20 protein-coding genes are annotated in these 20,934 nt (G+C 53.0%); 3 read left to right on the top strand and 17 right to left on the bottom strand.

The features are described 5' to 3' along the window. Positions 1-60: 60 nt before the first annotated feature. From EKM87_RS10870 to EKM87_RS10860, 3 genes are read right to left on the bottom strand one after another with little or no spacing between them, the layout of a single operon-like run. Positions 61-1,308, bottom strand: a complete 1,248-nt coding sequence (locus EKM87_RS10870) for an MFS transporter (RefSeq protein WP_125684689.1) — start codon at positions 1,306-1,308, stop codon at positions 61-63. Beyond that, entirely contained in the window at positions 1,295-2,599 is a 1,305-nt protein-coding gene (locus EKM87_RS10865; RefSeq protein WP_263853780.1) for an alkaline phosphatase family protein, read from the bottom strand. Before EKM87_RS10865 ends, EKM87_RS10870 begins: the two co-directional genes overlap by 14 nt. 20 nt (positions 2,600-2,619) lie before the next feature. Beyond that, positions 2,620-3,048 carry a MarR family winged helix-turn-helix transcriptional regulator gene (locus tag EKM87_RS10860; RefSeq protein WP_125684685.1) on the bottom strand — a complete coding sequence of 143 codons (429 nt, stop codon included), beginning with the start codon at positions 3,046-3,048 and terminating at the stop codon, positions 2,620-2,622. A gap of 202 nt (positions 3,049-3,250) precedes the next feature. Between EKM87_RS10860 and EKM87_RS10855 the strand changes: the two genes are divergently transcribed. Continuing rightward, on the top strand, positions 3,251-4,966 hold the full coding sequence (locus tag EKM87_RS10855) for an NFACT RNA binding domain-containing protein (RefSeq protein ID WP_125684683.1): 1,716 nt from the start codon (positions 3,251-3,253) through the stop codon (positions 4,964-4,966). Between the two features lie 566 nt (positions 4,967-5,532). Here EKM87_RS10855 and EKM87_RS10850 read toward each other — a convergent pair. The 7 genes from EKM87_RS10850 to EKM87_RS10820 all read right to left on the bottom strand — a co-directional run bounded on the left by EKM87_RS10850 (position 5,533) and on the right by EKM87_RS10820 (position 14,247). Further along, positions 5,533-8,106 carry a carbamoyl phosphate synthase preATP-grasp domain-containing protein gene (locus EKM87_RS10850; protein ID WP_125684681.1) on the bottom strand — a complete coding sequence of 858 codons (2,574 nt, stop codon included), beginning with the start codon at positions 8,104-8,106 and terminating at the stop codon, positions 5,533-5,535. A 2-nt stretch (positions 8,107-8,108) separates the two neighbouring features. Next, positions 8,109-9,185 carry a carbamoyl phosphate synthase small subunit gene (locus EKM87_RS10845; protein WP_125684679.1) on the bottom strand — a complete coding sequence of 359 codons (1,077 nt, stop codon included), beginning with the start codon at positions 9,183-9,185 and terminating at the stop codon, positions 8,109-8,111. A gap of 23 nt (positions 9,186-9,208) precedes the next feature. Then, positions 9,209-9,742: a bifunctional pyr operon transcriptional regulator/uracil phosphoribosyltransferase PyrR gene (pyrR, locus tag EKM87_RS10840; protein ID WP_125684677.1), complete on the bottom strand. Its 534-nt coding sequence runs from the start codon at positions 9,740-9,742 to the stop codon at positions 9,209-9,211. Between the two features lie 138 nt (positions 9,743-9,880). Next, on the bottom strand, positions 9,881-10,804 hold the full coding sequence (locus tag EKM87_RS10835; protein WP_125684676.1) for an RluA family pseudouridine synthase: 924 nt from the start codon (positions 10,802-10,804) through the stop codon (positions 9,881-9,883). A gap of 4 nt (positions 10,805-10,808) precedes the next feature. After that, entirely contained in the window at positions 10,809-11,273 is a 465-nt protein-coding gene (gene lspA / locus EKM87_RS10830) for a signal peptidase II (RefSeq protein ID WP_125684674.1), read from the bottom strand. 899 nt (positions 11,274-12,172) lie between these two features. Next, positions 12,173-13,831: a formate--tetrahydrofolate ligase gene (locus EKM87_RS10825; RefSeq protein ID WP_125684672.1), complete on the bottom strand. Its 1,659-nt coding sequence runs from the start codon at positions 13,829-13,831 to the stop codon at positions 12,173-12,175. Positions 13,832-13,833: 2 nt separating this feature from the next. Beyond that, positions 13,834-14,247, bottom strand: a complete 414-nt coding sequence (locus EKM87_RS10820; protein ID WP_125684670.1) for an EbsA family protein — start codon at positions 14,245-14,247, stop codon at positions 13,834-13,836. 37 nt (positions 14,248-14,284) lie between these two features. On the opposite strand from EKM87_RS10820, the gene EKM87_RS10815 reads away from it, so the two are divergent. Beyond that, positions 14,285-14,692 (top strand): ribonuclease HI family protein, encoded by a 408-nt coding sequence (locus EKM87_RS10815; RefSeq protein WP_125684668.1) that lies wholly within the window; start codon positions 14,285-14,287, stop codon positions 14,690-14,692. On the opposite strand, the gene EKM87_RS10810 is transcribed toward EKM87_RS10815, so the two are convergent. The 3 genes from EKM87_RS10810 to EKM87_RS10800 form a co-directional block, all read right to left on the bottom strand. Continuing rightward, the gene (locus EKM87_RS10810; RefSeq protein WP_125684666.1) at positions 14,668-15,792 is read right to left on the bottom strand and encodes an NAD(P)/FAD-dependent oxidoreductase; all 1,125 of its coding nucleotides are present in this window, start codon (positions 15,790-15,792) and stop codon (positions 14,668-14,670) included. The genes EKM87_RS10815 and EKM87_RS10810 overlap by 25 nt on opposite strands. Positions 15,793-15,945: 153 nt before the next feature. After that, a complete protein-coding gene (locus tag EKM87_RS10805) occupies positions 15,946-16,548 on the bottom strand; it encodes a nitroreductase family protein (RefSeq protein ID WP_125684664.1) in 603 nt (200 codons plus the stop codon). 166 nt (positions 16,549-16,714) lie between these two features. Further along, the gene (locus EKM87_RS10800; RefSeq protein WP_125684661.1) at positions 16,715-17,239 is read right to left on the bottom strand and encodes a TetR/AcrR family transcriptional regulator; all 525 of its coding nucleotides are present in this window, start codon (positions 17,237-17,239) and stop codon (positions 16,715-16,717) included. A gap of 197 nt (positions 17,240-17,436) precedes the next feature. Between EKM87_RS10800 and EKM87_RS10795 the strand changes: the two genes are divergently transcribed. Further along, positions 17,437-18,102 (top strand): CPBP family intramembrane glutamic endopeptidase, encoded by a 666-nt coding sequence (locus EKM87_RS10795; RefSeq protein WP_125684659.1) that lies wholly within the window; start codon positions 17,437-17,439, stop codon positions 18,100-18,102. A 511-nt stretch (positions 18,103-18,613) separates the two neighbouring features. Here the strand turns inward: EKM87_RS10795 and EKM87_RS10790 are convergent. The 4 genes from EKM87_RS10790 to EKM87_RS12550 form a co-directional block, all read right to left on the bottom strand. Beyond that, on the bottom strand, positions 18,614-18,958 hold the full coding sequence (locus EKM87_RS10790) for a hypothetical protein (protein WP_125684657.1): 345 nt from the start codon (positions 18,956-18,958) through the stop codon (positions 18,614-18,616). Positions 18,959-19,146: 188 nt separating this feature from the next. After that, positions 19,147-19,611, bottom strand: coding sequence for an 8-oxo-dGTP diphosphatase (locus EKM87_RS10785; protein WP_125684655.1), 465 nt, complete (start codon positions 19,609-19,611; stop codon positions 19,147-19,149). Beyond that, complete coding sequence (locus EKM87_RS12555; RefSeq protein WP_225428442.1) at positions 19,589-20,125, bottom strand: hypothetical protein; 537 nt, start codon at positions 20,123-20,125, stop codon at positions 19,589-19,591. The genes EKM87_RS10785 and EKM87_RS12555 overlap by 23 nt, the downstream gene beginning before the upstream one ends. A gap of 30 nt (positions 20,126-20,155) precedes the next feature. Next, entirely contained in the window at positions 20,156-20,722 is a 567-nt protein-coding gene (locus tag EKM87_RS12550; RefSeq protein WP_225428441.1) for an acyltransferase family protein, read from the bottom strand. Between the last annotated feature and the right edge of the window lie 212 nt (positions 20,723-20,934).

The raw sequence follows: 20,934 nt of genomic DNA, 5'->3' as shown, positions 1-20,934 counted from the left end.
CTTACACCTACTTTTTCTTTCATTTCGTCTCCCTAGAATACCATAAAACTTTCGACGCGACTAGGAATTGTCGGCCATCCCCTGGGGAATCCGCCAAAATATCAACAGACCCACTACAAATAGGATCGACAGCGAAGCCGCCCCAATGCGGGATTGTCCCGTTATTTGCGTGACGATTCCCACTAATACCGGCCCTAAGACGGCCGAAAACTTTCCTAAAATATTATAAAAGCCGAAAAACTCACTGGACCGTTCCTTGGGCACTAACCGGCCAAAGTAGGACCGCGATAACGCTTGGATGCCACCCTGACTAGTCCCCACCAGTACCGCCAAGATCCAGAAATCCGTCACGGATCTCAGGAACAAGGCATCCACACAGATAACGAGATAAACAATAATAGCAATTAAAATTCCCGTGCGGGTACTGGTCCTATTAGCCAACCAGCCATAGAGGATCGAAAATGGAAAAGCCACCAATTGAACGACTAACAACACCATAATTAGGGTCGTACTAGTAATCCCAATGTCTAAGCCGATTGACGTCGCCATAGTAAAGATGGTATCGACCCCGTCAATGTAGCAAAAGTAGGCCACCAAAAACCACGCCAGCACCTTGTGTTGCCGGAGATGCCGAATGGTGGTCCAGACCCGCTGCCAACTCTGTTTGAGCGGTGCTCGGGTCGTCGTCAGTGAATGGCGCTGATGAACATTGCGCTGAATTGGTAGGAAAAACACGACCCACCAGATGGCCGCCAGAACGAACCCCCAGCGGGCCACGGCGGTACTCGACAACTGGCCAAACCCGTGTGTCAACTGTAGGATCATGAATAGGATAAAGGCAATCACGCCTCCTAGATACCCGAAACCATAGCCCACACTGGATAGCTGGTCCATTTGCCGGTCATCACTGACATCCGTCAGAAAACTGTCGTAAAACAGGTTCCCCCCGGAATACCCCAGAACTGAGAGAATGTAGACCACGAGTAACCACTGCCACTGACTCGCTGGCATCAAGGCTAGTCCTAGTGTCATCACCATCCCCAACGAGGCAAACCCCGTTAGCAGGCGTTTCTTATACCCCTGATAGTCGGCCAAGGCTCCCAGGAAGGGCGCCAAGATGGCCACCAGCAACGTCCCCAGACTATTAGCGTAGCCCCAAAAGGCCGTGGCGTTGGCCGCACTGACCCCACTGGCCTGCGCAATCCCCTTAAAGTAGATGGGTAAGACGGCCGTGGTCACAATGATCCCGTAACCGGAGTTCGCCCAGTCGTAGAACACCCAGCTCCACTGTTCCTTATTTAACTTCATGACGGCCCTCCTTGAACGCTGCCGTCAAAGCCTTACCTGGCAGCGATTCTGGGAAACGCACGTCCAGCAAGCGAGCAAAGGTCGGTGCCTCATCGATCAACCGCGCCGCTTCGATCACCTGATGCTCCTGGATAGCCGGCCCGTTTAGAACCATCGTCGTAAAGTAATCGGGTTTGTTCGGATCATACCCGTGAACGCCGTGGTAACGGTCGGGTTGGCCCAAGCTAGCCGGGTCAACTGGTTCCACGACGGCCGGCCGACCAGTCTCGTCGGTGAAGTAGTACCCCGCCTGAGCCTCAACCATGAACTGACAGGCCGGGTCGGCACCGCGTTCGGTGGCTTCCGCCCGTGAATGCACGGCAGCCACCCCCTCGGTTTGCGCCAACAGGTCCTTTAGGGTCTGCATATCCGCAAAGTTACGCGTATAAATGTAGGTGCAGCCATCACAGGACTTGGCCCAAACGTGCCAGTCGTTCTTAACCGTGCCGTTAGCCGTCGGCGTCAACCAGCCTTTGGTCGCGAACGCTTGATTCAGGTGAATCATGTGATCGACGTTGATCTGGTAGTGGTCCCCCAAGACGGCAAAGTTGGTCTCGGCAAATGTCCCAGCGGCAATCGTCGCATCGATCAGTTTGCCGACCCGGGTGTCCAACCGTTTCAACGCGGCCATTGCCTCGTCCGAACGCACACCATAACGGTGACGCATACTGTCCATGTCGACGAGGTGAATCAACGTTAACCACGGCTTTTTATGGGCTAACGTATCCACCGCACACGCCGTGATAAAGTCATCGAGTTCCGGTTGCTGAATCCCCCGGCGTAAATGCCCGTACTTCTGGTTCATCCGCCAGAGAAAGGCCGGACTGCTGGCCTTCAACGAGACCAACACCTGATTCGTCCAAATGCGGTTGGGAAAAATCTCCGCTAAGTTGTACGTGATTTTACTGCCGGCCGTAACGGGCCAGAGAAAGGCCGCCGTCTTTTTGTGCTGTTGCCGGACTAAATCGTACAGCGTCGGCACCTTCACGTCGCGCTGATACCAGAACCAATCGGGTGATTGGCGTTGTGGTTGCCGCTTTGTGTTATTGACGATGCCATGCACGCTGGGATATTGGCCCGTAATAATCGTGGTGTGAGACGGGTACGTCAACGTCGGGTAGATTCCTCGTATTTGCCGGACTCTAGTCCCAGTAACGACCAATCGTCGCAGGTTTGGCAAATCATCCAGGTGCTCATCCAAATCACGACTACCCATTGCATCAAGTGAAATTACAACTAATCTCTGCTGAATGAGTCATCACTCCTAACCAATTAATCTTTAACGGACCGTTGCCGATCCATACTTTTATCTAAACGGTTTAAAAGAATCTGTAATAAATTGCGTTCATCCGGGGACCAGTGTTCAAAGACCTGGTCCGAGAGTCCCTCAAATGCTGAGTTGATTTCTGCAGCGGTATCGGTTCCCATAGCAGTTATTGTATATACCAACTGACGTTTATCCCGGCCAATGGCTTCCTTGGACACCATTTCCTTAGCCACGAGGCCCTTGAGTTGCCGACTCAGCGTCGACGTATCCAGCTTCGTATTCTGAGCTAGAATTTCTTGCGTATTTTCCCCGCCACCGATGTGGTCGAGTAATTGCCACTCTGAGACGGTCAGATGGTGTTGCTTGGTCATCCGCTGGAGTAGCGTCTGTTGAATCTTACTAATTGCCATTAGTGCTGTAAGACTGGATTTCATTTGGCCCTCACTCCTTTGATTGTATTGTACAACGGTTTGCTTGTTGACCACAAGCTTAAATCTGGCTAAATTGGGGCTCTTTTTCACTGGCCAGAAACGTTCTTCTTTGCGTTAAAGCTGTTCGGCCGTTATACTTTAAGTTGTGTCGTTTTTAACGAAAACTAAATTTAAATTCTTTATATAGAAAGGTGTTGTTTTCCCGATGTCATTTGATGGTTCTTTCACCCACGCCATGGTCCACGAACTGAGTTCAGCTCTGACCACCGGCCGGGTCAGCAAAATCAATCAACCCTACGCCAACGAAATTGTGTTGACGGTGCGGGCAAATAGCCATAATTATCCCATCCTGTTATCGGCTAACCCCACCTACGCGCGGATTCAAGTTACCCAGATTCCGTACGTCAATCCACCCGTTCCCACCAACTTTACGATGATCCTGCGGAAGTACCTGCAAGGTGCCATCGTCAAGGGCATCACCCAGTCCGCCAACGACCGAGTCGTTCACCTGCACTTTACCTCTCGTAACGAGTTAGGTGATCAGCAGGAACTGCTCTTGATCATTGAAATTATGGCCCGCCACAGTAACGTGATTCTGGTCGACAGTTCTTCCATGAAGATCTTAGATGCCATCAAGCACGTTGGCTCAGATCAAAACCGTTACCGGTTACTCCTGCCCGGTGCACAGTACATCAATCCACCGAAGCAAGACCTCGATGACCCCTTCAACGGACCACGGGCCGACCTGGCCGCCACCATTCGGGAATTTCCGAACCGTGAAGTCCTAGCTGGGACCCTGCAGCACCAATACCAGGGACTCGGTAAGGACACGGCCGCTGCTTTGGCCGTAGCGCTACACGAACCCGGTGAGGCCGGCCAACACTTCAGCGACTTCTTTGCCGGTTTTGATGCCCCCCAACCAACGCTCAACATTACCCCCAAGGGCAAGACCAGTTTCACCGCCTTTCCGTACCCCATCACGGGGACCCAACAGTCGGCTGAAACCCTCAGCGAGTTACTGGACGCCTATTACCAGGACAAGGCCGAACGCGACCGGGTCCAACAACAAGGGAGTGTCCTGATTCGAGTGGTTCGTAACGAGCTCAAGAAGAACCGCAACAAGTTAAAGAAGCTCAAACAGACGTTGGCCGAGACGGAAAATGCCGATGAATACCGGATCAAGGGTGAAGTCCTCACGACTTACCTGCATCAGGTTGAACGCGGACAAACCGAAGTCGCCCTACCTAACTTCTACGACAATAACGAGCCCATCAAGATCAAGTTATCGAATCAGCTCTCACCAAACCAAAACGCTCAGAAGTATTTCAAACGGTATCAAAAGGCCAAGAACGCCGTCATCTACGTCAATGAACAGCTTGAAAAGACGCAGGCCGACGTGGACTACTTTGCCAACATCATGGCCCAGATCGAACTGGCTGCTCCTAAGGACCTTGTCGATATTCGTTTGGAATTACAACAAGGCGGTTACCTACGAGACCACGACCACCAGAAGAAGCAAAAGAAACAAAAACGGCAAAAGGTCAGCAAGCCAGACCGGTTTACCGCCAGTGACGGTACCAAGATTTCTGTCGGTAAGAACAACCTGCAAAACGATCAGTTGAGTTTGCACACGGCCAAGCGAACCGATATTTGGTTGCACGTGAAGGACATGCCGGGTTCTCACGTCATCATTCACAGCGATGACCCGACGGAGGCCACTATCATGGAGGCTGCCAACCTGGCGGCCTACTTCTCCAAGGGCCGTGAATCTAGTAACGTGCCCGTGGACTACCTCCCCGTTAAGCGACTGCACAAGCCCAATGGTGCCAAACCCGGTTACGTGATCTTTACTGGTCAACGGACCGTCTACGTCACACCAGAGAGCGAACTGGTTGAAAAATTAGCCGCTAACACCAACTAGTTGTTGGTTACAATTTTGCGTGTCTTTTCGCCTTACCGGTCGCCAGATATGGGCTGGAACGGTGCGGACGCAACTTGAAGCCTCGAAAGACCCGAGTCTTCAAGCTTGGTCTTCCGCTAAGCCAGTAGGAAAAACACCTACTGACTAAGCAGAACGACGCGCCTGAGCCCATATCTGGCGACCTCTCGGCTGACACAGCATTTCGTTGCCAACCTAGCCAGGATGCAATTCCAGCATAAATGGTGCAAGTAGTCCTCTCTGCTATTCTCGTGCTAAGTCACAATCAGAGAATCAGAATCGGAGGCGGCCAGGGAGGTAGCCGGCCGTGAAGGTGGTGTTAACTGGTGTTTTTTACCAGTTTACAGCACGGGCGACTTTGAAGACACGGGTCCTTCGTGGCTTCAAATCGAGCGAGAAGACTGGTGGCCTTTCCAGTCTGAAGCGTCCCCACAGCCGGCTACCTCCCTGGCCACCGGAGTGCGAGAAATTTATCTTTCAAACTAAAAAGGCGACTCATCAAGAATATTGATGAGTCGCCTTTTTGCATATGACAATTAATTGCTTACTTAAATCGTACGATTGATGATTTGATCCAATTCGTCCGTATCACTCAGGTTAGCCAGTGACAAAGCCTCGCTCGAACCAAACGCAATGGTCGCGCCCACCTCTTGGTCGGTCGTCCCCGGTCGGTTCAAAACGTGTAACTGACGGAACGGAAAGACCGCGTTCATCAACGCTACTCGCGTACTGTTGAGGTCGACCGAGATATTGGCCAACTCCGTTTCGTCCAGAGTCCCGATGTGTTGCCGCGTTAACATCCGTACCCAGTTGACCCCGGTGACCTTACTCAAGAAGGCCATCTCGGTCAATCGGGTCGGCCGAACGCCCACCACTGCCAGCTGAGCCGAGTCCGCTGACTTAGGCGCAAACAGGACCTGGATCATCCCCGTCATCTGCCGTTCACTCGCCGCCTGCTTGGCTAGTTCCACCAAATTGGCGCGCTTAGCCTTGGGTAGCTCTGCCGGCATCCGGAAGGCCGTGACCTGAGCCAACGACTTGTTCATCCCCGGTGCCAGCATATCCATGACGCCAACCGCAACCTTTTGTTGGCCGTTGATGAAGAGGCTCACCCCAATGGTGGCACTCTTCGGGGCCGGCTTCCCGGTCTCTTGATCCGGCGGCAACACGTGTAGGTTGAGCGGTAATTTGCTCAACTCACGGGTCAGGTAGTGCCGGTTTCCAGGAACGATAACGATGTCTGGGTGTTCCAGTTGAATCACGTTCAGGACATCCCCCAGTTGAATGGGATCCACATACTGTTTATCGGAAAATTCCGGCGCAATTCCCACAGCGTTGGGATTCGTGTTCATCAAGATGGTATGATACCCCGCGCGCTTCAACTGCTTGAGCATCTCCGTAGTGAAGTATTCAGCCGCCGAGTTAGGTCCGAGTTGATTACCACCCCGACCAAGTACTAAGGCCGTCCGGTCACCCAGGGGCTGACTCTCGTTCTCGTACTCAAAGGTACTGTAATACCCGCTGGTATCCTCGAGAAATTCACCAGCCGTCGGTTCAATCATCTTGTAGGTCGGCTGAATGGCCGCCTTAGCCGATAATTCTCGAATGGCCGCTGTATCCGTCTGCCAGATGCGGGCGATCATCCCGTCACCGAACCCAAAGTACCGAGCCCGTTGCAGGGTCGCCGTATCCAGTGGATGATCTTGAATTTGTTTTTCAATCGTCAACAGGTGTCGCAGCTTGACAAAGTAAAAGTTATCGATTTTGGTCAGTTCACTGAGTTCTTCCGGTGAGTATCCCCGCCGCAGAGCTTCAATCAGCACTAAAATGCGGTTGGCCAGCGGATGGATCAGTTGGCGGATCATTTCCCCATCCGTTAGATTGCTGACGCTAGGAAGCACATCACGCGGCGAGAACTGTGAGCTCCGCACGGACTTCAGGATGGCTTCCTCAACGGAACGGCCAATGCCGACCGTCGAGCCCACCGCCTTCATCACCGTATCCAGGTGTTGGTCAGCATCTGGGACCTCTTGAAATGGCCACAGCGGAATCCGCACACTGATGTGATCAATGGTCGGTTCCATGATGGCCGTCTGCTTCACGAAGCGACTAGGCAGCTTCACGTCGACCAGGCGCTGCCCTAGCAGGAGCGCCCCGGTGACCAACGCCACTGGATACCCGGTCGTCCGGGCTGCTAAAGCCACGCCTCGTGAAAAGTACGGGGCAACCTTAGTGACGTAGAAGTGCTGGTTGGCGGGATTCAGGGCAAAGTGAATATGTAAGACTCCGACAATGTTCAGCTCGGTTGCAATCCGGAACGTGGCGTCCCGTAAGTCTTGATACTCACGGTCGTTCAACGTCTGCGGTGGCGTCACCAAAATAGAATCACCGGAGTGAATCCCAATGGGGTCCATATCCTCTAGGCCACTGATCAGGACGGCCGTGTCGGCCACGTCTCTGACGGCGACCATTTCGATCTCCTTGTAACCCACAACGCTGCGTTCCAACGTACACTGGTCGAACCGGGATTGCTGGAATCCCTGGTTCAACGCCGTTAACATGTCGTCCACGTTTTCGCAAATGGTCCGGTTGGTGTCCACCCGCGGTGCTACTGGCTTAACGATCAGCGGAAAACCAATCGATTCGACCAGGCCCATCGCCTCGTCGGTCGTGGCCACAATTTTAGCCTCGATCACGGGTTCGTGGATCTCCTTGAGACTGGCATTCAAAGCAGCTGGGTTATTGATCTGGCGGAGCGTGTCCGCTGGCATCCCCAGTAACGTGATGCCCAGTCGCCCAATGTCCCCATTTTCAACCAGTTCCTGGGCGATTCGAATCCCCAGCAAGCCGCCGAGTGATGGCAGAACCGCGTCGGGTTGATCTTTTTCTAAAATGTGGCGAACGTTAGCCGTGGTAACGGCTTGAACGTACATGTTCGTCGGTTGGATCTCTTCGAGGGCAACGGAAAAGGGATTGTTATCGATGACCAACGTGCGGACCCCGCGCTTCTTAAAGCCAGTAATGATCTGCACCATGGCGCTGTCCAACTCGGTCTCGTGACCGATCTCGGTTGGGCCACCCCCGATGATCAACACTTTTTGTATGTCATCTAAATTTGGCAAGCTTATCCCTCCCGCGCTGTCATAGCTTCCATAAATTCATCAAACAGGTCGCGACTCTCGTGTGGGCCCGGGGCGCCGTCCGCAAAGAATTGCACGGAAAAAGCCGGGAAGTCCCGGTGCCGTAATCCCTGGACGGTCCCATCGATCAAGTCGACGTACGTCGTGATCAGCCGGTCACGGTCGATCGACTTGGCGATCACCGCGTACCCCTGACCCTGAGTCGCGTAAATAATATCATTCGTAATGATTCGGCGAATTGGATGGCTACTCCCGTGATACTCCACGGGTAGTGCCTTGAGTTCGGCCCCGTTGGCCAGAGCAAAGAGTTCATGACCCAAGCCGATCGCAAAGAGCGGAATTTCCGCTTGAACCTCTCGAATCATGTCCAGGACCCCGGTCCCCAAATCAAGGGGTGAGCCAGGACCGGTCGACAGGAGCACCCCATCTGGGTCCAGATTCAAGACATCCTGGGAACTGGCCGTCCATGGGAGGACCGTCACGTTGCAGCGCCGCTCGGACAGTTGCCGCAAGATCCCGTGCTTCAGGCCAAAGTCGATGACCACTACGTTCTTGCCAGTATCCGGGTTAGGATATGGCTTCGGCGTGGCCACTTGGTCAACTTGCCGGTTGGTCAGAACGGTCGCGTTCAACTGGTCAAAGGCGTGCGCATCCGCCACATCCACGATACTGCCCTTCATGGGACCAGCACCCTGCCGTAGTTTGCGAATCAAGTGACGCGTATCAATGCCACTGATTCCGGGAATATTGTGCTGTTGTAAGAATTCGTCCAGTGACAGTCGGGATAGCCGGTTGGTTGAAATATTCGTGACGTCTCTGACCACCATCCCCTTAGCCGTGGGTAAGATCGACTCATAGCTATCGTGGTTGATCCCCACGTTACCAATGGCTGGCTGCGCGAAAATAATAATCTGATTATGATAGATTTGATCGGTAATCGTTTCTTGATACCCTAAAAGATTCAGGTTGGTGATGACTTCACCGCTCGTGGTAGCGCCGGCACCAAATCCTTCACCGGCGTAGGCCGAGCCGTCTTCTAAAATTAAATAGCGTTTTGCCATGTAAAATCGGCCCCTTTACCAGTCTATGCCTGTTGGATCTCCACTGCGTCACGGTCGTCGATCTCACTAACGGAGACCCGAATCCGTTCACGCTGCGAGCTTGGAATGTTTTTGCCCACGAAGTCTGCTCGAATTGGCAATTCACGGTGGCCCCGGTCAACTAACACGGCCAGGTTGATGCTCTTAGGCCGACCCAGGTCCATCACGGCACTCATCGCCGCCCGAATGGTCCGTCCCGTGTAGAGCACGTCGTCGACTAAGATGACCTTCTTACCTTCTACGGAAAAGTCGATGTTGGCCCCGGTCACTTCCGGTTCAGTCTGGGCATCGTGTTCAATGTCGTCACGGTATGGGGTGATATCGAGGTCACCCACCGGAACGGTCACATTTTCCAGCTGTTGCAAGCGACTGGCAATCCGCCGAGCTAAGTACACTCCGCGCGTTTTGATTCCTAAAATGACGAGGTCATCGACCCCTTTATTGCGTTCGATGATTTCGTATGTGATCCGGGTCAGGGCCCGTTGCATTGCCATTGCGTCCACAACTACCTTTGCCATCTGTATTTCCTCCTTAAAGTGTCACGGCGTCTGCGTCTATGCAGGAAACGGGCGCAGTTTCTTCGGCAAAATGGTGAAGAAACCCGCCCGCCTGACTACTTGGCAAACCCGCTTATCTTAATAATTAGCATAAAAAACCTAGATTGCTTTGTCAACCGGTAACCCCGCCTGTAAACGCAGACGATGAACTGCCGCAGCAAAGTTTGCTGGCACCGGCGCAGTGAAGTCTAATTGCTCGCCAGTCGTCGGTTGCTTGAACCCCAACTCCTTGGCGTGTAGGAACTGTCCAGCGCCCTTCAGCGTCTTCTTAGGCCCGTACAGGGGGTCGCCAGCAACTGGGTGGTTGATGTAGGCCATGTGGACCCGAATCTGGTGGGTCCGGCCGGTCTCCAAGCGGCAAGCGACTAGTGAATAGTCTCCGTAGCGCTCGAGGACCCGGAAATGAGTCACTGCGGGCCGACCATCGGCCACAATGGCCTGTTTCTTACGGTCCTTAGGTGAACGACCCAGGGGCGCGTTGATGACCCCGTTTTCCTCCTTGAAATTACCGTGCACGATAGCCACGTATTCCCGCAGGTTCGTCTTGGCTTGCAATTGCTCGGACAGGCTGTGGTGAGCATGATCATTTTTAGCCACCATCAGGAGTCCTGAAGTGTCCTTGTCAATACGGTGCACGATGCCTGGCCGCAGAGTCCCGTTAATGCTAGACAGTGGGCTATGGTACAACAAGGCGTTGACCAACGTGTGGTCAGGATGTCCTGGCGCCGGATGGACGACCATCCCCTGGGGCTTGTTGACCACGATGACGTCCTCGTCCTCGTACACGATATCCAAGGGAATGTCCTGGGGCTTTGCATTCAGGGGCTCGGGATCCGGCAACGCAATGTTGACCGTGGCGCCCACCTTGGGCTTATCCTTAGGCCGTAAAGTGGCCCCGTCGACCGTGATTTGACCGGCCTCAATGGCGGACTTGGCCTGGGACCGGGAAATGGTGGTGACCGTCTCCGCGACCAGCTTGTCCAAGCGATCCGTCGTCGTTACTGTAAATTCTTCTGTTTGCATAAAGTTAGTGTGCCTCCCGGCGATCGGCTAAGTAAACCCCGACCGCGATTAAAATCACGCCGACCGTTAAGCACGTATCGGCAAAGTTAAAGATGGGAAAGTTAATGAAGTCGAGCTGAAACATATCGACCACGTATCCCTGCATCAGTCGGTCCCAAAAGTTCCCAATGGTTCCCGCCATCATTAGGACTAGGCCTAATTCTTCAATGCGGTGGTTCTTTTGGTTCCGGTAAGACCAGAAGAAGTAGCCCATGACGCCCAACGCCACCACGGCGATGACGGCAAAAAACCACATCTGGCCCTGTAAAATACTCCAGGCAGCCCCGTCGTTACGCAAGTGCGTCAGCGACAGCAACCCCGGAATCAGCGGGTGTTCGCCACCTAAAGCGATGTTGACCACCACCGCGTGTTTGATCAACTGGTCAATGGCGACCAGGACCACGAGCAAAATCATATCTGCTATCAGCATAAAGTTTGGAACACCTCTCCTATAAGTCGTCGTTCTAAAGGTTGACTTGATGTCGAATCGCCTGAGCCGCCTCCGGCTGTCAGGGCGGGCGCCTGCTGTGGGGACCGGACCAAGCCTGAGGAACGGTCTTGCTCCTCGACTTTAAGCCTTGGCAGACCACCCAGGCTTAAAGCTCGTCCCACGCTGTAAGCTGGCACCCGCCCTGACAACCTGCGGCTACATTAGCGTTTAATCAGCTACAACCGTTTATCAATCAAATAGTGTTCGTCGAAATTTCGGCAATCAGTTCGCATTCATGGCCCCAATTATAACTGAGCCCGTCCATCCCCAGTAATGGGTCGTATCTCACGTAGTTAACACGGCGCCAGCCAAGTTGCTTCAACCTTTAGTCGTTGTTGAAAAGTATACCAGAAAAAGAGGTGATTCGGCGTTAGATATGGATAAAATTATTTCCGTTAGGCTAGCACGCTAGATAAGTAATCGCTTACTTCGGAAATCAGACGATTCTTGATCGATTAACTGATAACCGTTTTAGTGGGAATCATAGCTTGGCAGAGAAACTCCAAGTAAGCCGAGAGGCCGTCAGATATGGGCTCAGGTGCGTCGTTCTGCTTAGTCAGCGGCGATTTTTCCGTTGGCCTAGCAGAAGGCCAAGCTTGTAGACTCGCGATTTTCGAGGCTTCAAGTTGTGCCCGCCCCGTTCCAGCCCATATCTGGCGGCCGGTAAGGCGGAAGACCATCTAAAATTGCCGATATTCTCAACCCTCAGTTTCTAACGAAAAACACCCGTACCAACCGTCAAAACGACGATTCATACGGGTGCCCGTTATTTATTTTAGTATTCTAGCCAAAAATATACTGCCGAACGGTAAGGCAAACTCATACAATCAACTCGCTCGCTAGAACAAGCCCGTGATCTTCCCATCAGCGTCGATATCCATGTCTAACGCCGCCGGATGCTTAGGCAGGCCCGGCATCGTCAGGACGTTCCCCGTCATGGCAACCACGAAGCCAGCCCCTAACCGCGGTGCAAACTCACGAACGTGGATGGTGAAATCACTCGGTGCCCCTAGGGCGTGCGCGTCATCCGTCAACGAATATTGGGTCTTCGCCATGCAGACGGGTAAGTGGTCCCAGCCATACTTGGCGAACGTCTTTAACTGGCGTTCCGCCTTGGGTGAGAGTTCGACTTTGGCGCCACCGTAGATTTTCTGAGTGATCGCCGTCATCTGTGTCATTAAGTCGGAATCAGCTGGCGTTAACCGGGTGAAGTGACTTGGTTGTTTCGTGGCCGCAACCACTTTTTCAGCCAGGTCCAGCGCCCCAGCCCCACCGTCGGCCCAAACGGTCGTGGTGGAGACGGGGACATTTAAGGCTTCAACGTCGGCCGTCAACGCAGCTACTTCGGCGTCCGTGTCACTGGTGAACCGATTGATGGCAACTACGACCGGCACACCATACTGCTGCATGCTTTGGATGTGGCGTTTCAGGTTGGTACTCCCTTGTTGCAGTGCGTCCAGGTTTTCCGTCTCCAGGTCGGCTCGTTTGACCCCACCGTTATACTTCAGGGCCCGAATCGTGGCGACGATGACCACGGCATCCGGCGTCTTACCCAGGACGGGCGTCTTGATGTCCATGAACTTTTCGCCACCCAGGTCAGCCCCAAAGCCGGCCTCAGTCACGGTGTAGTCGCCCAGTTGTAGGGCCGTTTGGGTGGCCAGAACTGAGTTACACCCGTGAGCGATATTGGCAAATGGCCCCCCGTGAATAATGGCCGGGTTGTGTTCCAACGTTTGGACCAGGTTAGGCTTGATGGCATCCTTCAGGAGCAGGGTAATCGCCCCGCCAACCTTCAAATCACCCACCGTAACGGGTTCCTTGTCGTAGTTGTAACCAATCAAGATTCGGTTGGCCCGGCGCTTCAAGTCAGTTAAGTCTTCGCTCAAGCACAGCACGGCCATCAATTCACTGGCCACCGTAATGTCAAACCCATCCTGACGCGGCACACCAGAGGTCCGACCACCCAGGCCAATCACCGTCTGGCGTAAGGCCCGGTCATTGATGTCAATGACGCGTTTCCACACGATTTGACGGGGGTCCAGATTCAACGCATTCCCCTGTTGAATGTGGTTGTCGATCAAGGCGGCTAACGTGTCGTGTGCCTCAGTCAGCGCGTGCATGTCACCCGTAAAGTGTAAATTGATATCTTCCATTGGCACAACTTGGGCGTGACCACCACCGGTAGCGCCACCTTTCAAGCCCATAACGGGGCCTAAAGAGGGTTCGCGCAGGGCCAAAACGGTCTGATGGCCGGCCTGGTTCATGGCATCCCCCAGGCCCACGACGACTGTCGACTTCCCTTCACCGGCTGGCGTGGGGTTGATGGACGTCACCAGCACCAACTTACCGGGCTGCTTGGGTGCGGCCAGTGGTAAATCGATTTTGGCCTTGGTGTGACCGTATGGTTCGATCTGTTCGGGTGTTAATCCCAACTTAGCCGCAATTTTTTCAATGGGTTCTAACGGTGTTGCTTGTGAAATTTCAATATCGCTACTCACTGTTAATCCTCCTTCATTTCTACCGCGGGCATGGCTCCTTGGATCAGGCCAGCCAGTTCAATCGCCGAGTTACGGGGCAGCAGGAATTGATAAATTTTACCCTGCGCTACGATTCCCAGCCGGTAGCGGGTCACCTTAACGCTGCTGACTTGATTCAGCGGAATCACCAGGTGGCGATGGTTCAAAACGGTACTGACCGTCAAGACCCCATCGGCCATGGTGATGTTACGAAAGTGAATCTCTAACCAGCAAAGTAACGCGAAGACCGCGAAGAGCCCCAGCGTGTACCAGTTAAAGGTCGTGACCTCTAGCCACATGATGGCCCCCATGAAGAGGACCAGGAGGGTCCAGCTCCAGTTGATAATGCTGCTGAGTGGATTGGGTTGATACAAAAAACGGCGTTCCTGGGTTATCATTAGTTACAACACCTCACGAATAAATTGGAGTGATTCTTTGTTTTCTTTATATACCGATGCCGCAACGCAACCGCAAAGCGGTCTAAGCGCTGGGGGCATCCTCATCGTCCATGATCATCACCAGACGCAGCTCAAGGTCGAACTGACCGCCACGACCAACCATACCGCCGAATTCGAGGTCGCCCGCTTGGGGTTCGAAAGCTTAGCGAAAATGGTCGGTGGCGCCTGTGAGACGACCACCGTTCTATTTTATACCGATAGCCAGATTGTTAGCGATAGTTTAGCGAAGAAGTACGCCAAACATTACCAAAAATTAGTCGATGACCTGTTGGCCGTGCAAGCACCCTTTCAATTGGTGCTGACGCAGTGGGTGCCCGAGAAACAAAACCAGGGCGCCCACACGTTGGCCAATCAGGCTCTTCACTCTGCTGAAGAACGCAGGTAAGTCGTCAGCGGCAATTCGTACTCGCTCCAGTCTGGTGTCCCGCCGTAAAGTGCAGACCCAGCCAGTAAGCGACCGATTTGAGGCCCCGTCGTCAATCCTGAGGACCCCAGCCCAGAGGCGGCCAGGAACAATTCGTGTTCCGGCACCGGCCCAAAGAACGGCGCAAAGTCGCTGGAATAAGCTCGGGTACCGACCCGAACACCCGTAATATCGTCGGCCGTCACCCCGGTCATCAGCCGTTGCGCACTGGCTAAGAGGTCCGCGGTGACGGTGGCATCGGGCGTCAGGTTAAACTTGCCGTCGTCCTCGTGGGTCGCCCCAACGATTAATTTGCCGTGGCCAAAGGGGATAAAGTCTCGTTCACCCTCGGGCATCACGACGGGCATGTTTTCTTGGAGCTCGTAGTCCTTCACAGCTAACTCGATCAGTTGGCCCTTTTGTGGCCGCACGTCAGCGGTCACTGCCAGTGGCGCCACCAAGTCCTTCAACCAGGCTCCCGCTGCTAGGATCACCCGATCATAGTGCCGGGGCCCCATCGACGTGACGACCTGGCCATCCGGTGTCAGGCTGACCCGTTCTTGGCGAACGGTCAGGTTCTTCTCACTGGCACGGTCCAGTAACGCGTGGACTAAGGCATCCCCGTCGACCCGAGCGCCCCCGGTAATGAACACCCCGGGTTGTGGCTTGGATAAGAGCGGAACTTTTGCCTGGACTTCTTGGGACGTGAGAGTCGACACATCACCCATGGTAGCGGCGGTCTGCCGCCGTTCCTGGGCCAATGCGAACAATGTTTCCAGATCCGTGGCCTCTTCTCTGGTCACAATGGTTCCCGTCTGCTGGTAAACCTCGGTTCCCAGCTGGGCGTCATGAATCAGTTCCGGATACAGGTCAGCGCCCGACTTGGCGAGTTGATACCACCGCTGATTGCGGCGCTTTGACAGCCACGGCGAAATGATGCCCGCAGCGGCCTTGGTTGCTTGGCCAACACCACTGTCGAACAGGGTGACCTCCAAACGTTGGGTTCCAGGGAGCTTGCTCAGGTAATAGGCTGCGGTCGCTCCGACGATCCCGCCACCAATAATTGCGATTTTCTTTTGCATAAACGTTGACCTCCTTATTAAGAAAGACCTTCACTTGTCCATTTTAGCATACCTCCACACCGTAAAACGGTTCAGAAGTTTGCCCCCAAAACAAAAGGCCCCCAAACCCGCTAAAATGCGTGATTGGGGGCCTATTTCATTTATTCATTAAGCTTACTTGAAGACCATGAACCGGTCGTCATCAGCCATGTAATCCTTGTCACCGGCTGGGGCTTCGATGGACCCAAAGTCCATTTCACCGCGTAGACGCCAAGTTGCGGGGATGTTGAAAGCTGCCCGAACTTCGTCGTCGATCAGTGGGTTATAGTGTTGCAGGTTGGCACCGATGCCATTTTCAGCTAAGGACGTCCAAACGGCGTACTGGGCATTCCCTTGGGATTGTTCTGACCAATCCTGGAAGTTGGCCGCGTACAGTGGGAAGTTGTCTTCGAATTCCTTGACCGTCTTCGTTTCAGTGTAGAACAGGATCGTTCCGAAAGCAGCCTTGAAGCTGTTAACTTTAGCAGCTGTCTTCGCAAAGGCCGCTTCGTCAGGAACTTCTTGCTTCAGCCGGTCAATGACGATGTCCCACAACTTTTCGTGAGAATCGCCAAACAAGATGACTGCCCGGGTCGTTTGATTGTTAAATGATGAGGGACCATTCTTGATATTTTCCTTGATCAGGTCGGTCAGTTCGTCTTCAGACAGCTTGACGTTGCGGCCTAAGCTGTAAATGGTCCGCCGTTGCTTAGCTAATTCAATGAACTTCTTTTCCATAATGTAAAAAACCTCGCTTTATTTTTCCCGGTTATGGGGATTGATTTCAGATGTTGGCATTATTTTATCACTTACTTTTTAAAAGTAAAGGGTTTTGCCGCCGCTACTCCAGCGCATCGTCCCTATTCTAGCACCCCTAGCCGTCCACTGGATACCCATTCATCAGTTACTGGTGAATCAACACTACTAGTTGTTGGGTAATCCACTCAACATCGCCAGCTTCGGTAGCGCCCTGCACCAATACCCCCAGCAGAAACGCCCACACGCCCCGGACCAGTTGCGTCGGGGCGGTCGTTAACTGTTCCTGCGCCGCCAATAACGTGATGACGGTCGTCAAACTCTGGGGCACGGGCTGCGGTTGGGTGAGGTAAAACGCCACTGCTTGGGGATGGACCTGAGCGTAGTCGCTGAGGTTGGTCACCATCCGGTGCAGCATGGCCGTGGCGTCCGCTGAAGCCAACACGTCCTCCCGCAAAGCGGCGGTGAACTCTGCTTGAATTTCCACACCGAGGGCGGCAATCAAGCTGGCTTTATCTGGAAAATGGCGGTACACGGCAGCCGGCGTCACCGCTAAAAACTTGGCGATTTGGCGCAAAGAAATTTGGGCGACCCCTTGTTTTTCTAGTTGTTGACGAGCCTGCTGCTGAATTGCAGCGGCTAGATTCTGTCGGTGATACGGTGGCTTGGTCATGAGCCATTCCTCCTTGTAAATACCAGTGTTGCCCCTATTTACTCACTATGTTATCACTGTTCACATTAAATGTAAACAGTGATAACATATGATGTATACAGTGCTAATATCCGAGTTACTGGTGAAACTTTCCTAGCCGCATTCCCCCACTTTGCCTTATACTAAAAATAAACGTTAATCTAGAAAAGAGTGGCTCTATGTCAGAAAAAGTTTCGCGTCGTCGATTGCTTCTACAATTTGTTTTCTTCTGGTGCCTGTGGTTAGTGGTTCAGATTTTTCTCAACACGCCAATTGAGCAGCATTTATCTGGATGGTCACAGGAGCTCCTGCTGGACGCCATCAAACTCGTAGTCTGGCTAGGGGCCGGCTGGTGGTTCATTCACACAGCAGCCCCCCATCAACTAAGCATTTCCAAGCGGCAGCAGTGGCGGCCAGCTTGGCGGTTCAGTGCCGGTTACGTGGTCTGGGCGTTGATCGTCGTTTATCTGCTGGTACAATTTGGGCTAGCGCACCATGGCTTGCGAATCTCCCCCAAGTTCATTCCTGAATTCTGGGGCCGATACTTCCTGGTCGTCGGGGTAGCTGAGGAATTCGTCTTCCGTGGGTATTTCCTAAACGCCTTGCTGAAGCACACGTCCCTGACGACCGCCAACGTGATTCAAGCATTAGCCTTCGCCAGCCTCCACATTCCGCGCTATCTCACGACGGTTCCCGCAATGAGTCCAGTCGTTTGGCTCAGCAACTTAATTTCGGTTTTCGTCCTGGGACTCCTCTTCGGGTGGCTTTATGCTAAGAGTCGGTCCCTGTGGCCGGGAATTCTGGTGCACATGACCTGGGATATTTTGGTCACGTTGTTCGGCTAGCGGGCATATCGGACTACTGTGTTGCGAGACACACGAGCGGCAAACCTCTGGATTCATTCAAGGGCAATTGACAATTATTGGTTGGCAAAAACTATTGTTCGCTAGGTTCCCTAATTTGCACACTAATATCGTTGGGATACCAAGTTATAATCGCAAACTTAAGGAGACTGACATGACTACTTCAAAACACATTGTGCCATCAATTATATATCGTTCATCCCCCACAGTGGACAGCTTCAAAAAGTTGAATTCAACGCTTCTTAAGCGGTCACCGCGTTCAATTAGACCTCACCCAGCCAGCTTTAACAACTTCCTTTCAACCAGTGAAGCCAAAGCTGCTAGAAAAGAAGTCGAAACTGGTCAGCTCCAACTTTTTGCATCATTCGCTGCCATGTGGGCGGACTTAAATGATGAAGACTGACTAAACATCCAGGATAACTTAGCAACACCAAAAAAAAGCTGCGGAAAATATTCCCGCAGCCTTTTTAATCTAACAGACGTTTAGACCAGATCAAGCCTGGACCAGACGTTTCATATAACCTAACAAAACAATCAAAAAACCTAACGGTAAAGCAAAGCCAAACAGTGCTGTAACCAGAACTGGGGCCACCGTCAACGCGAGGGTCACGTCAAGAATCGCCACCAGTGAACTCACACCCAACAGCAGGCGCCACCAGCCCCGATGAATCCGAGGCTGGTACGTCAGTCCGTAGACCAATAACGTTAGCGCGGTCGTCAGTAGTAAGGCCCGGTCAATTAATGGCATCGCTAGAATTCCAGCTAATCCCAGGGCCACCACACTCAGCCCGATAAAGAAGTAACCGTACCAGCGTTGTGTTTGAACAGTTGATTTCACGATTATCGCTCCCTTTATCTAACCTTTACACCCTTAGTTTAACCGATTTTGTAACCGCTTACAACAATTAAAAACGAAACCGCCATCGTCGTTGGGAAGACTAAAAAAATATGCTGTAACCACCTACTATTATAGTAGGCAGTTGCAGCACCCAGCATTGCATCTATTTCGACTTATTCGTCTATTACCTAACACCCAGCATCCAAAAATAGGTCCCCGTTCCACTCATCACTCTTAGCAGCCGCGGCTTCGCGCCGAAAAATCTTCAACAGTGTTAGCATACTGGCTGCGCTCTTCTCCGCCGTCATTTCTGACAGTGGGAGCCAACTGATTCGACCCTCGGCGCTCGAATGGATCTCACCGGTGAAGGCATCACTACGGTACAGCAGGCCCAGTTTTCTTTGGCCGCCATCGTGGTCGAACCATTCGCATGTTCCACAGAATTCAACGTGCGTCAGGGTCAACCCAGTTTCTTCGTACACTTCACGAATGGCGGCTGCCGCACAGCTCTCACCGACCTCGACGTGCCCACCCGGAAAACTGTGGCCGCCCTTCCATTGGACGTGAATCTTATCTTCTACTAAAACCTTTTTGGTTGCAGGATCCGTCACCATGATCATCGTGACTAATTCAACTGGTTGTGTGCGTGTCATCAACAATCCTCCGTTGGTTTTTCAAATTTTTAACTGCCTGCCAAGCCACGTGTAACCCATAGGCGCTGGCAAACGATAGACACCAAGTCAGGCCGTAGCAAACAACGATTCCCACTACCGGAACCGTGGCCGTTAACTGTCGACCCCCAGCTAGCCATACCAGTTGTAGCCAAAAAACATTGGCTAAATAAGCGCGGTAGGCGTAGGTCGCCAGCCAGTGTACCCGCGGCAACCAACGCGAACCGTGCCGCATTTGCCAGGTAGCGAGGCACCCAATCAGCCCAATAATTGCCAGAGCATAGAAAACGGTCGCTGGTAAATAGTAGCTGGTTTGTGCCAAATCTACCGGCAGCCCCTGCCGTAGTAGCGTACGCGCCTGCCAAATTAATGAAATGACCGCTAACAGGGCTAACGACAGCCAGGGCCACCGTAGTTGGCGCAAGCGGGGCCACATTTGCCAAAAGATGATCCCGAGAATTGCGTACGGAAAGAACCCCCAGAATACGCGGTCCAATAAGTACCACTGGGTAAACCGGGCCGTAGGTTAGATGACTCGGTCCGCCACGACTAACCACCCGACATACAGCCACGCCGTCACGCTCAGCACAATTCCTACGCGCCGCCGGGTCGTCATCCAGTTGCACACGCCCCACCAGATTGGCATCAAGACGATTATCTGCAGCATCATCGTGTTGTACCAGAGATGCGGCGCCGCATTACCGTTAATAAATTGCCAGCCGAACTGAGCCACCGTCGTGTAGGCGTGGTGTTGCTGAACCTGTGGCATCAGAACCAGGTAGGCCAGCGTCCACCAAATTGTGGGTACCACCAGAGCCGACCACTGTTGTTTTAGGTAGGCACCGTATGGCGGTTGCGGCCGGGTCAGGCGCATCGTGGTAAATAGAATCCCACATATAAACGCTGGCGCCGTGAATTTGACGGCTAAGTAGAGCCAGGCCACACCGGATTGGCTACTATGGCCACCGGTCGTGGTCAAGGCCAGACTCAAAACCGCCTGTAGCATGACTGCCGTACAGGCAAAAGCCTTTAAATAGTCGCCCAGATCCGCGGTTTCTTTAATTTTCGCTCGTTGCGCCACCAGTCCACTCATCGCCTTTGTCTTTCATTCTAGCAAGACGGTTCCACAGACGCAAGTTGCCGCTAGTACGAGATTGGTGGTCTTTACGCAAAAAACGGGCTCATACTGAAAATCCAGTGTGGTCCACAATCATTGAAAAAATTCACCAATAAAAACCACCCGTTAAACGGGTGGTTTTCTCGAGGGCTATAAGCCCTGGGTACCGGCCAGCGTCTCAAGGCGCT

This window comes from Levilactobacillus yonginensis, assembly GCF_003946265.1.
Classification (GTDB): Bacteria; Bacillota; Bacilli; order Lactobacillales; family Lactobacillaceae; genus Levilactobacillus; species Levilactobacillus yonginensis.
The sequence above is the reverse complement of the archived record's forward strand: the minus strand, read 5'-3'. Positions and strand labels throughout refer to the sequence as shown.